The following is an 11924-nucleotide window of genomic DNA, read 5'->3' as shown; positions in this document are numbered from 1 at the left end:
AAGAAGCCCTTGGGCACCACGATATAGAGAACGATGGTGAGGGCGAGAGTGGCGACGGTCACCCCGAGGGTGCCCGGCTGGTGGCGCAGCACCCACCGCAGGGTCGTGCCGTAGCGGTCGATCATCCAGGTGAAGGCGCGCTCGGTGATGCGATAGAACCGGGTGCGGGAGGCGTCGTGCTCGGCGCGGAGGATCTTGGCGCACATCATGGGGGTGAGGGTCAGCGACACCACCGCGGAGACGAGGATGGCCACGCTCAGGGTCACCGCGAACTCGCGGAAGAGCCGGCCCACGATGTCGCCCATGAAAAGGAGGGGGATCAGCACCGCGATGAGGGACACCGTGAGGGAGACGATGGTGAAGCCGATCTGCTCGGAGCCCTTGAGGGCGGCGGCCAGCGGAGTCTCGCCCTCCTCGATGTAGCGCGCGATGTTCTCGATCATGACGATGGCGTCGTCCACCACGAAGCCGGTGGAGATGGTCAGCGCCATCAGCGAGAGGTTGTCGAGGCTGTATCCGAGGAGGTACATGGCGCCGAACGTCCCCACGATCGAGATGGGCACCGCCACGCTGGGGATGATGGTGGCGGCGAGGCTGCGCAAGAAGAGGAACATCACCATGACGACGAGAGCCACGGTGAGGAGCAGCGAGAACTGCACGTCCTTCACCGAGGCGCGGATGGTGACGGTGCGGTCGGTGAGCACGGCGACCTTCACCGCCGACGGGAGCGAGGCCTGGAGCTGCGGGAGCAGCGCCTTGATGCGGTCGGCCACCGCGATGATGTTGGCGCCCGGCTGTCGCTGCACGTTCACCACCACCGCGGCGCGGTCGTTCATCCACGCCGCGAGCTTGGTGTTCTCCACGCCGTCCACCACCTGGGCCACGTCGGAGAGGCGCACGGGGGCGCCGTTCTTGTAGGCCACCACCACGCTGCGGTAATCGGCACTAGTAAACAGCTGGTCGTTGGCGCCGATGGTGAAGGACTGGCGGGGGCCCTCGAGATTGCCCTTGGCCTGGTCCACGTTGGCCTGGCCCAGCACGGAGCGGAGATCCTCGAGGCTGAGCCCGTAGGAGGCCAGCGCGGTCGGATCGGCCTGGACGCGCACCGCGGGCTTCTGGCCGCCGCTGATCGTCACGAGGCCGACGCCGGGGAGCTGGGAGATCTTCTGGGCGAGGTTGGTGTCGGCCAGGTCCTGGACGCGGGGCAGGGGCAGGCTGTCCGAGGTGATCCCCAGGGTGAGCACGGGGGTGTCGGCGGGGTTGACCTTGCTGTAGGTGGGCGGGCTGGGTAGATCCCGCGGCAGGTAGGTGGCGGCGGCGTTGATGGCCGCCTGGACCTCCTGCTCCGCGACGTCGATGGCGTGGTCCAGGGTGAACTGCAGGATGATCAGCGACGCGCCCTGGGCGCTCGTGGAGGTCATCTGGTTCAGCCCCGGGAGCTGGCCGAACTGCCGCTCCAGAGGGGTGGTGACCGAGGAGGCCATGACGTCGGGGCTGGCCCCGGGGTAGAAGGTCAGGATCTGGATGGTGGGGTAATCGACCTGGGGCAGGGCGGAGATGGCGAGCTGGAAATACGCCACCATGCCCACGAGGAGCACCCCCACCGTGAGCAGGGACGTGGCGACGGGGCGGAGAATGAAGAGGCGAGACGGGTTCATGCGGTTCGCCGACTATAGCGCCTCCAGAGCGCGCCCCCCCATGCCGATCTGACCGCCCGTGAGGCGCCGGTATTCGGGGCGGCGCCCTACTTCTTGACGAGCCCCCGCACCAGCTGGGCGACCTTGTCGGCAAAGCGGACCCCGCTGTCGTCCTCGGGGCGGTACCCGAGCTTCGCACGCGCGTTGGCGAGGCTCCAGAAGCGGTGCGTGTTGCCGCTGATCCCGTACACGATGAGGAAGGGGACGCCGTGCTCGTCGCGGATGTCCTCCGTCTCCACCATGCGGATCGCCTGCTGGGCCTGGTCCCGCGCGGAGAGATAGGCGCCGAGGGCACGGTGCATCACCGGCACGTCGCCCGGCGACACGTGATCGATGTCGTCGTCCCGGGGCCCGCCGATGCGCCACTGCACGACCTCGAGCGCGCGCTTGCCCACCTTGCCGGTGGCGAACACGAAGCCGAGCAGCTCGTAGGCGGCCTTGGACCACCCGTACCAGTTGTCCGAGCGCGGCGGCATCTCCGGCGTCACCATGTCGAGGCGGCCCGCCCACACCAGCCGCTCGTAGTAGTCCGCGGCGTGGTTCGAGCTGGCCACCACGACGCGCCGGACACCCTCCTCGAGCGCGGTGCGGCAGACGTTGTAGGCGAGCGCCACGTTCTCGTGCTCGGCCCAGAACTTGGCGTCCGAGTTGTCCTGCCACGTGGTGGCGTCCAGCCCGGGCGCGCGCACGTAGCCGCAGTGGATCACCGCATCGGCCCCGCGGAAGTGACGCCGGTAGGCGTCGCGATCGCGCTGGGTGAGGTCGGCGACCACGAGACCGGGGACCTTGCGCCCGTCGCTCGTGGTGTCGCGCACGTCCAGCAGCGCCAGGTCCCACCGCTCGGCCAGCGCGGGTAGCATCCGCTGCGCCACATAGCCCGACGCTCCCGTCACCACCACTCGACGCTTGGTCATGGCGTGTCCCCTAGCGATCCAGCCAGGTGTCCTGCAGGCGGCAGCAGTTATAGACGACGTTGTGAATGGTGAGGCCCTTGACGTGCGGCTGGTGGGCGAAGTGGTCGGTGCGCCAGCCCATGATGGGACGCGAGGCCTCGTTCTCGAGGCGCGTTTGGATCTGCCACACCAGCGCGCGCCGCTTGGCCGGATCGATCTCCTGCGACTGCTGATCGATGAGCCGGGTGATCTCCTCGTTGCAATAGCCGGTGTAGTTGCGGGGCGAGCCGCACGCGTAGTTTTCGTAGAAGCTGGCGTCGGGATCGTCCACGCCGAGACCGGTGAGGTTCGCGGCGATCTGGAACTCCCGCCGCGTCGCGAGCGGATGCCACTGCGCGGTCTCGATCTGCTTGAGGGTCGCCTCGATCCCCACCGTCTTGAGCTCGTTGAGCACGAACGAGGCGAAGTCGAGATAGATGGCGATCGCCCGCGTGGCCATCTCCACCTTGAGGGGGTTGCCGGGGCCGAAGCCGGCCTCGGCGAGGAGCCGCCTGGCCTTGGCCTTCTCGTCGGGGCCCTTGCCATAGCCGGCGAGGGCGGCGAGATCCTTGTCGGGCAGCCCCCATACGCCCCACGGCTTCGGGGCCAGCGAGGCGCCCACGATGGCGCTGCCCCGATGCACCGCCTGCACGTAAGCGCGGCGGTCCACCGCGAGCGCGAGCGCGCGGCGCACCTTGACGTTGTCGAAGGGCGGCCGCGTCGTGTTGATCAGGAGGTTCTCGTTCACGTTGCTGGCGGTCTCGGTGAACACCATCTTTGGCACCGCCGCCTTGAGCTGCTCGTAGATGTTCAACGTGGTCTCGCCGGGGAACGCCACGTCCACCTGATTGGCCTGGAGCGCGGCCACCCGCGTGCCGCGCTCCACGATGATCACGTAGCGGACGGCGTCGAGGTAAGGCCGCCCCTTCACGAAGTAGTCGGGGTTCCTCACCAGCTCCACCGACTCGCCGCGCTTCCACTCCTTGAACTTGAAGGGCCCGGTACCGATGCAGCGAGTGCGATGGTCGGCGGGCGGGACGTGGGCGGGCAGCACCGGGGAGTAGCCGGACGCTAGCATGGTGAGGATGGAGGGCTGCGGGCGCTTCAGGCGGAACACCACCGTATAGGGATCGGGCGCCTCGATGGCGTCGACGTTGCTGTACCACTCCTTCCTGGGATTGAGGCGGAGCTTCGCGGCGGCGTTCGGGGCCTCGCGCACCATATCGAACGTGAACTTCACGTCCTTGGAGGTGAAGGGCTGGCCGTCGTGCCAGCGCACGTCCCGTCTCAGGAAGAAGACGAGATTGCGGTAGCCGTCCTGCCAGGACCAGCGCTCGGCGAGCTCGGGCACGATGTTCTCGGCGCGCTCGAGTTGCTTCGACTGATCGAAGATCACGAGGTTCGAGTAGCAAGGCATGGACGGCCACGTGCCGGAGTTGGTGGCGGTCTCGTGGATGGCGAAGCCCTGCGGCAGGTCTTCGCGGTGCGAGAAACGCAGGACCCCTCCCGGCTTGCCCTCGCGCGGGGCGGGGGACTGGGCGGCGGCGGGCGCGGCGAGCAGGCTCAGCAGGAGCAGGACGAGGGTGGGACGCGTGACGAGCGACATGGGTCCTCCGCGGGATCCGGGGTGGCCGGGCTGATGGCCCGATGGTAGCGGAGGTAGAATCGAAACGCTATGGACCTGCTCGAGCGGGACGGCTCTCTCCAGACCCTCGGCGACGCTCTGCGCGAGGCGGGGGCCGGCCGCGGCGCGGTGGTGCTGGTGAGCGGCGAGGCGGGCATCGGCAAGAGCGCTCTCGTCGAGCGCTTCACCCGCACGCGATGCGATGGGGCGCGGGTGCTGTGGGGCGCCTGCGACGCGCTGTTCCGGCCGCGCCCGCTCGGGCCGCTGCACGACATCGCCGAGCAGGCCGGCGCGGGCCTGCGCGCGCTGCTGCAGGACGGCACGGCGCGTCCCGCGCTGCTCGCCGGCCTGCTCGACGAGCTCAAGCGCGGCGGTCGCCCCACCGTGATGGTGGTCGAGGACGCGCACTGGGCCGACGAGGCGACGCTCGATCTGGTGAAGTTCCTGGGCCGGCGCATCGAGCGCGTGCCGGCCCTAGTCGTCGTCACGTACCGCGACGACGAGCTCGGACCACGGACGCCGCTTCGGACCGTTCTGGGCGATCTCGCCGGCGCGCGCGCGGTGCGGCGGCTGCCCATCCCCGCGCTCAGCGTGGGCGCGGTGCGCACGCTCGCCGGCGACCGCGACGTGGACGCGGCGGCCCTTCACGCCCAGACCGGCGGCAACCCGTTCTTCGTCACCGAGGTGCTCGCCGCGGACGGGAGCGGGATCCCCGCGTCGGTGCGCGACGCGGTGGTGGCGCGCGCGGCGCGCCTGTCGCGCTCCGGCTATGCGGTGCTGGAGGCGGCGGCCGTCCTCGGCGCCCGCGCGGAGTCGTGGCTCCTCGGCGAGCTGGTCGTGAGCGAGGCCGCCGCCGCCGACGAATGCGTGGCGGTGGGCATGCTGGTGGCCCGGGGCGAGGCGCTCGCGTTCCGCCACGAGCTCGCGCGCCAGGCCATCCTCGAGCAGATCCCGCCCGCGCGCGCGCTCGCGCTGCACCGGCTCGCGCTGCGTGCGCTCGACGCGTCCCCGGCGGGCGCGCTCGATCCCGCGCGCCTCTCCTACCACGCCGAGGCCGCCGCGGACGAGGAGGCGGTGCTCCGGCTCGCCCCCGAGGGGGCGCGGCGCGCCGCGAAGGCGGGCGCGCACCGCGCGGCCAAGGCGCTCTACGCGCGCGCCCTCCGCTGCGCCCACGCCCTCGCGCCGTGCGGGCAGGCGAGCCTGCTCGAGGCCTACGCCGAGGAGTGCGCGGCGGTGGACGACCTCGACGACGCGATCGCCGCCCACCGTCGGGCGCGCGAGCTGTGGCGGCAGGACGGCGATCTCCAGGCGGCGGGCGGCAACCTCGCCGTGATGGCCACCTGCCTCGTGCGGGCGGGCCGGAACGCGGAGGCGGACGAGATCTGCGGGCGCGCCGTCGAGGGCCTGGAGCTCTTGCCCGCGAGCCGCGAGCTCGCTCTCGCCTACCGGACGCGCGCGCATCTCCGCATGCTCGACCGCGACACCGCGGAGGCGATCGCCTGGGGGGAGAAGGCCATCGCGATGGCGCAGCGGTTCCGCGACGCCGACACCCTCGCCGCCGCCAGGAATACCGTGGGCACCGCCATGCTCCTGGGCGGCGACGCGCGCGGCCGCGCGATGCTCGAGGAAAGCCTGGCCCTCGCGCGCGAAGCCGGACTGGACGGCCTGGTCGCCCTCGCCTACACGAATCTGGGGTCGGCCTACGGCGAGTGCCACGACTTCCGCGACGCCGACCGGTACCTCGGCGAGGGAATCGCCTACGCGAGCGAGCGTGATCTCGATCACGCTCTGCTGTACATGCAGGCCTGGCAGGCCCTCACGCATCTCGCGCAGGGCCGCTGGACCCAGGCCGGCGAGCTGGGGGGCGCGGTGGTGCGGCGGCCCTCCGCCTCCGCCATCAGCCGCATCGCCGCCCTAATCGCCCTCGGTCGCCTGCGCGCGCGGCGCGGCGATCCGGGCGCGGGCGCGGCGCTCGACGAGGCGCTCGCGCTGGCCCTGCCGACGGGCACGCTCCAGCGCGTGGGACCGGTGCGCGCCGCCCGCGCGGAGGCGGCCTGGCTCGCGGGCGACCGTGAGCGCGCGCGCGGCGAGGCCGAGGCGGCGTGGGAGCTCGCGGTCGGCCACCGGCATCCGTGGTTCACGGGTGAGCTCGCGTACTGGCGCTGGCGCGCGGGGGAGCGGGTGGCGCCGCCGACATGGACGGCGCGGGTGTACGCGCGCGAGATCGCGGGCGACTGGCGCAACGCCGCGGCGGAATGGGAACGGCGCGGGTGTCCCTACGAGAGAGCGCAGGCCCTCGCCGGGGGTGATCGGCCCGCGCAGCTGACCGCGCTCGGCGTTTTCGACACGCTGGGCGGGCGCCCCGCCGCCGAGGCCCTCCGCCGTCTGCTTCGCGAGGAGGGGATGCACCAGATTCCCCGCGGCCCCCGCAAGGTCAACCGCGAGCATCCCTTCGGCCTGACCACGCGGGAGATCGAGATCCTGCGCGCCCTCGATCGGGGCCTCCGCAATGCCGAGATCGGTGAGCGCTTGCACATCTCGCCCAAGACCGTGGATCATCACGTGTCGGCGGTGCTGGCCAAGCTCGAGGTAGGCTCGCGGGGCGCGGCGGCGCGGCTCGCTCGCGAGCACGGGCTGCTCGGCGGCGCGGAGGACGCGCCCCCAAAATAGGGAGTTCTCCCCATTGTGATGGAGCAGGGGCGGGTCTACGCTCGACCCACGTAGCAGCTCACACAAGGAGGAAGCCACGATGCCCCGATACATGGTCGAGCGCACCTTTCCCGATGGACTGGCCCTGCCCGCCAATGCGGAAGGCGCCAAGGCCTGCCTCACCGTCGTCGGCAACAATGCAGCCGAGGGCGTGACCTGGGTGCACTCTTACGTCTCACAGGACAAGCGGAAGACCTTCTGCGTCTATGACGGCCCCTCGCCCGAGGCCATCCGGAAGGTCGCCGAGCGCAACAAGCTGCCGGTGGATCGCATCACCGAGGTGCGAGTGCTCGACCCGTACTTCCACATGTAGCGCCCGGCGCGCGTCGGGCCCCGGCGGCCCTCCTGCTTGGCGCTTCCGTGCGGGCGTGATATGCATTGGGAGCGTCGAGCCGTGCACCCCTGCCAGGAGGCCGCCGTGGCCCACGACCGCTATGTGAAGGTCGCCCTCACCGTGATCGCGCTCGCCCTCACCGTCATCGCCCTTCGCCCGTGGCTGCCCGAGCCGAGCTCGGCGCAGGCGCAGATGCCGATCGCCAAGTATGATGTCACGGTCCCGAAAGAGTGGGGCCGCTTCATCGCGTTCAGCAACAACAATCTCCTCCTCGAGGCGCCGGACAAGAGCCTGCGCGTCGTGGACGTGGAGGGAAGGGCGCCCGAGTATCCGAAGATCAAGGCGCTGATTCGCTGGCAGTGATCCGCCCTTCGATCATCCGCCCGAGGCGCTGGCTGGCCGGCGCGGCATTGATGCTGTGCGCCGCGGCCGCCTCGGTGGACGCGCAGTCGCCGGCGCCGTCGCAAATGGGAAAGTTCCGCATCGAGGAGGACACAGGCGCGCCCACGCGGGGCGCGGTGGCCGGCTGGGTCTACAACAATGGACGCGAGACGGTGGGCCTCCTTCGCATGCGGATGGACGTGCTGGACGACTCGGGAAAGGTGGTGGCGGTCGAGCGCGGGTGGGCCTACGGCAATATCCGACCAGGTGACCGCGCCTACTTTCGCGTCCCCACCCCCAGCCAGCCGGGCACGCGAAAGATCTACGTCGAGTCCTTCGTGATCCAGTCCGTAGAGTCGCCCTGACCGGCGGCTAGACGCCGGCGAGGCGCAGGGTCGCCTCGATGTTGGCGGCCGCGGGCTTGCGCGTGCCCGCGTCGATCTCGCCGACCACCCGCACGATGGCCGCCGACACGGGCGTCGGCACACCCCGCTCGCGCCCCTGCGCCACCACGTGGCCGTTCATGTAGTCGATCTCCGTCGGCCGTCCCTTGATCACGTCCTGGGCCATGGAAGCACGCCAGTTGCGGCCTCCCGCCGACGCGGGCGTGAGCATGCGGTCGAGGGACTCCCAGGTCTCGCGCTGATCGGCCTTCGCCCAGGTCGCCGCCTCCGCCCCGCCGAACTTCGCGATGCGCAGCCCCGCGGCGAGTCCGACGCGGGCCGACTCGGAGGCGAGGTGAATGGTGATCGCGCGCCCGACCTCGCTCGACATCACCTCGAGGGTCCCGAGGCCGGTCATGGCCTGAACAGGATTGCCCATGGCGTTCTGAGAGAGCTTGGCCCAGCGCTCGCCCCAGAGATTGTCGGTCGCCTTGGCCCCGTCGATGATCGAGAGCATCTCGGCCAACTCGGTCACCCGCGGCGTGATGCGCCCGTCGTGCTCGCCGGGTCGGAACACGTCGTGGCCCTTGCCCTCGCCTTTCTCCATGCCGCGCTCGACTTGCCCCGGCTTCCAGAGGGCCACGCCGATCTTGGACATGATGAGGCCGACCGATCGTCCGGCGCCCGCCACCGCGGCCACCATCGGGTCCGGCCAGCAGTTCTGCGACGACACCACGTAGCCTTCGGGGCGGAGGTGACGCACGGCGAGCTGGGTGGCCCACGGCGTGTCGTAGGCCTTCATCGCGACGAAGGCGATGTCGAAGTCCCGCGGCAGACGCTGCGCCTCGTGGAGGTGGAACGCCTTGGGTTTGGCGTCGAACGGGTCGTGCGGACCGCGCACCGAGATCCCACGGTGGCGGATGGTTTCGACCTGCTCCGCCCAGGGATCCACGATGGTCACGTCGTGACCCGCGCGCGTGAGGAACGCGCCCAGGTAGCTGCCAATGGCCCCGCCGCCGACGAAGAGGAGTTTCTTGCTCATGGCCGGGATTATGGCACAGGTCCGGACACGTGCGTGGGGGGGCGCATGGCGACGCTGGCGATGATGGTGGTGAGCTCACCCGGATCGACCGGCTTGGGCACGTGCATGGTGTAGCCCGCGGCGAGCGAGCGCATGCGGTCCTGCGTGCGTCCGTAGGCGGTCAGGGCCACCGCGGGGGTGCGGCCGCCCGCGTCGGCGTCGAGCGCGCGGACCTTTGCGATGAGCGCGTAGCCATCCTCGCTCGGCATCTCGATGTCGGACACGAGCACGTCGGGCCGCCACTCGCGGAGGAGGGCGAGGGCGTCGGGCGCGGCGAGGGTCGAGCGGACCTCGGCCCCCGCCCCCTTCAGGATCGCGATGGCGAGGGCCACCGCTTCGGGATCGTCGTCGACCACGAGGACGCGGAGCCCGTCCAGCCGGACGATGCCTGGCAACGGCTCCACCGACGGTGCGCTCGGATGCGCGCGCGGGGCCCGATGCTCGGGGAGCTCCGCGATCGAGAGCGGGAGGCTCACCACGAACGTCGCGCCCAGGCCCTCGCCCGCGCTCCGGGCGAGCACGCTCCCCCCGTGGAGCTCGACCAGGTGCTTCACCAGCGCCAGCCCCAGGCCGAGGCCCCCGTGAGCCCGGGTGCTCGAGCTATCCGACTGGCGGAAGCGGTCGAATACGTACGGCAGCACCGCGGGGGCGATGCCCTGGCCGGTGTCGCTCACCATGATCTCGACATGGGAGTTCACCCGCTGCAGATGCACCTGCACGCGACCGCTCTTCGGGGTGAACTTGACCGCGTTCATGAGGAGATTCCACAGCACCTGTTGGAGCCGGGCGGAGTCGCCCATCACCGGGCCCGCGCGCGGGTCCAGTACGCTCTGCACTCGGATCCCCTTGGCCTGGGCGGCGGGCCGGACGGCGTCGAGCGCGTCCTCCAGCACCGCGGCGAGATCCACCGCCCGCACGTCCAGCCGCATCTTGCCGCTGACGATGCGGGAGACGTCGAGGAGATCGTCGATGAGCTGCACCTGCATGTCGGCGTTCCGGACGATCGCTTCCACGGCGCGGGTGGCGTCGTCGCCGCGGACCTGGCCCGCCTGGAGCATGCGCGCCCAGCCATAGACCGCGTTGAGTGGGGTGCGCAGCTCGTGCGACAGCACCGCAAGGAACTGCTCCTTGGCCCGGTCGGCCGCCTCCGCCGTCTCGCGCGCCTGCCGCTCCTGGACCTCCGCGTGGCGGCGCTCCGCGGCCGCGGTGACCAGCGCCTCGGCCACGTCGCGGATCTCCTGGATGGCGGTGGCGGGTGGCGCCATCGCCTCGCCGCGTCCCAGCGCCTGCGCGGCGCCGCGGAGGTCGGCGATGGGGCGGTTGATGCTGCGCGCGACGAGGAGGGCGGCGAGGGTGCCGAGGCCAAGCGAGAGCAGCAGTCCGCCGCCGTAGAAGGCGAGCGAGCGGTACACGGCGCCTTCCACCACCGCCGCGGGCAGACCGAGGGCGGCCGTCCAGCCGCTCGGGGCGAGTCGGATGTAAGGCGTGTAGATGCGCTCACCCTCGAGCGTGTTGGTGGGGCCGATGCCTTCCTTGGCGTTCTGCGCGAGCAGCGCCTGCAGGCTCGGCGAGGCCGGGCCGCCGACGCTCTCCTCGTGCGCGCGCGAGCGGGCGACGCGCTGACCGCGCTGGTCGAAGGTCGAGACCACCCAGTCGGAGGGTACCTGCTGGCGCGTGACCACTTCACGGATATCCTCGGGCCGCACCGAGGCTGAGAGCACGTACCGGAGCGTGTCGCCGCGGAGCACGGGCACCCGCACGGCGAAGAGGAGCGGACCGCTCGCGCTGCGCGCCAGACTGCCGATGGCCGGCGCACGCGCGCGCACGACCTGCTCGAAGCTTTCGCGCTCGGCGATCGGCGGAAGCTCGACCCCCGGCGGGTAACGCGTGTCGGCGATGCGCGTGCCCGCGGGATCGGTGAGGCTCATGCCCGCCCAGTCTGGCTGGGTCCCCAGCACGCGGCGCGCCTGCTCGTGGAAGGTCGCGCGCTCATTCCCCTCGAACGTCAAGGTAGTGGCGAACGCCTCCAGCACCGAGACCGAGCTCCTCAGCTCGGCGTCCACCGCGGTGGCCACCGCCCGCGTGAGCTCCAGGCTCACGCGCTCGACCTGCATGCGCTGCTGCGAGGCGAGGAGATGGAGCCCAATGCCGGAGACGAGGGCGAGCGGCACGAGGGCCACGGCGACGAGGAGGAAGAGCCGGCGTCGAAGCGGAACGGAAGGCACGATCGCGTCGCGGTCCGCGGACCGTCAGGCGGCGCCGATGGGGGAAATCCTTCGGTTCATCGGCCGCATTATGGCATGCGGGCCGCGCCGCCACAGCCCTCGATGGGTGCGGCGAGACAACCGCTCGCGGAGGACGCCTCCATGCGACGACCGGTCCCGTGGTACCTCGGCCTCGCGCTCCTCGTCCTGACGGCGGGATGTGCCGGCCGTGATATCACCGTGATCAAGAACGAGAAGACCCTCGGGATGGCGTCCTACGCCGGCGCGACGGCGGGCAGCGACCCCCTGGCCAGCGGCGTGACGCCGGCGCGCAGCATCGACTTCGCGTTCCTCGACCAGGTGCTCGTCAGCTATCAGTTCGTGAGCTCGTTCAAGCCGAGCGTGACCACGCGGGACGAGGTGGTCGCGCTGCTCGGCCCACCCACGGGCATGTAGATCTATCCCAGGGTCGCGGGCAAGGACGACACCGGCCTCGGTTGAAGCTACGCAGGTGCGCGGCTCGGCCTTCTCGCTCAAGGTTTTCCAGAAGGCCGTGGTCGTCTCGGTGAATCCCGCCGG

The 11924-nt window shown here is 71.1% G+C and carries 10 protein-coding genes; 5 read left to right on the top strand and 5 right to left on the bottom strand.

What is annotated here, in order from left to right; translation table 11 throughout:
* The 3 genes from VFX14_03730 to VFX14_03720 all read right to left on the bottom strand — a co-directional run.
* On the bottom strand, nt 1-1658 hold a 1658-nt coding region (locus tag VFX14_03730), incomplete at its 3' end, for an efflux RND transporter permease subunit (protein HEU5188779.1).
* 86 nt (nt 1659-1744) lie between these two features.
* Nucleotides 1745-2611 (bottom strand): NAD(P)-dependent oxidoreductase, encoded by an 867-nt coding sequence (locus tag VFX14_03725; GenBank protein HEU5188778.1) that lies wholly within the window; start codon nt 2609-2611, stop codon nt 1745-1747.
* 10 nt (nt 2612-2621) lie between these two features.
* Nucleotides 2622-4235, bottom strand: a complete 1614-nt coding sequence (locus VFX14_03720; protein HEU5188777.1) for an ABC transporter substrate-binding protein — start codon at nt 4233-4235, stop codon at nt 2622-2624.
* Between the two features lie 69 nt (nt 4236-4304).
* On the opposite strand from VFX14_03720, the gene VFX14_03715 reads away from it, so the two are divergent.
* The 4 genes from VFX14_03715 (at nt 4305) to VFX14_03700 (ending at nt 8042) form a co-directional block, all read left to right on the top strand.
* Nucleotides 4305-6923: an AAA family ATPase gene (locus tag VFX14_03715; protein HEU5188776.1), complete on the top strand. Its 2619-nt coding sequence runs from the start codon at nt 4305-4307 to the stop codon at nt 6921-6923.
* Nucleotides 6924-7002: 79 nt separating this feature from the next.
* Entirely contained in the window at nt 7003-7275 is a 273-nt protein-coding gene (locus VFX14_03710) for a DUF4242 domain-containing protein (protein ID HEU5188775.1), read from the top strand.
* A 105-nt stretch (nt 7276-7380) separates the two neighbouring features.
* Nucleotides 7381-7659: a hypothetical protein gene (locus VFX14_03705; GenBank protein HEU5188774.1), complete on the top strand. Its 279-nt coding sequence runs from the start codon at nt 7381-7383 to the stop codon at nt 7657-7659.
* 50 nt (nt 7660-7709) lie between these two features.
* Nucleotides 7710-8042: an FxLYD domain-containing protein gene (locus VFX14_03700; protein HEU5188773.1), complete on the top strand. Its 333-nt coding sequence runs from the start codon at nt 7710-7712 to the stop codon at nt 8040-8042.
* A 7-nt stretch (nt 8043-8049) separates the two neighbouring features.
* Here the strand turns inward: VFX14_03700 and VFX14_03695 are convergent, their stop codons facing one another.
* Both VFX14_03695 and VFX14_03690 read right to left on the bottom strand, forming a co-directional pair.
* On the bottom strand, nt 8050-9102 hold the full coding sequence (locus tag VFX14_03695) for a ketopantoate reductase C-terminal domain-containing protein (protein ID HEU5188772.1): 1053 nt from the start codon (nt 9100-9102) through the stop codon (nt 8050-8052).
* A gap of 8 nt (nt 9103-9110) precedes the next feature.
* Complete coding sequence (locus VFX14_03690; GenBank protein ID HEU5188771.1) at nt 9111-11366, bottom strand: ATP-binding protein; 2256 nt, start codon at nt 11364-11366, stop codon at nt 9111-9113.
* Nucleotides 11367-11507: 141 nt separating this feature from the next.
* Between VFX14_03690 and VFX14_03685 the strand changes: the two genes are divergently transcribed.
* Complete coding sequence (locus VFX14_03685) at nt 11508-11801, top strand: hypothetical protein (protein ID HEU5188770.1); 294 nt, start codon at nt 11508-11510, stop codon at nt 11799-11801.
* Nucleotides 11802-11924: the final 123 nt, after the last annotated feature.

Source organism: Candidatus Methylomirabilota bacterium (assembly GCA_035764725.1).
Classification (GTDB): Bacteria; Methylomirabilota; Methylomirabilia; order Rokubacteriales; family CSP1-6; genus DASRWT01.
Note: the sequence above shows the minus strand (reverse complement) of the source record. Positions and strands in the feature narration are given on the sequence as shown.

Coding starts and splice junctions, on each gene's coding strand:
- VFX14_03715 (HEU5188776.1), top strand. CDS start 4,305: ATGGACCTGCTCGAGCGGGACGGCTCTCTCCAGACCCTCGGCGACGCT.
- VFX14_03685 (HEU5188770.1), top strand. CDS start 11,508: ATGCGACGACCGGTCCCGTGGTACCTCGGCCTCGCGCTCCTCGTCCTG.
- VFX14_03700 (HEU5188773.1), top strand. CDS start 7,710: ATGCTGTGCGCCGCGGCCGCCTCGGTGGACGCGCAGTCGCCGGCGCCG.
- VFX14_03725 (HEU5188778.1), bottom strand. CDS start 2,611: ATGACCAAGCGTCGAGTGGTGGTGACGGGAGCGTCGGGCTATGTGGCG.
- VFX14_03720 (HEU5188777.1), bottom strand. CDS start 4,235: ATGTCGCTCGTCACGCGTCCCACCCTCGTCCTGCTCCTGCTGAGCCTG.
- VFX14_03695 (HEU5188772.1), bottom strand. CDS start 9,102: ATGAGCAAGAAACTCCTCTTCGTCGGCGGCGGGGCCATTGGCAGCTAC.
- VFX14_03710 (HEU5188775.1), top strand. CDS start 7,003: ATGCCCCGATACATGGTCGAGCGCACCTTTCCCGATGGACTGGCCCTG.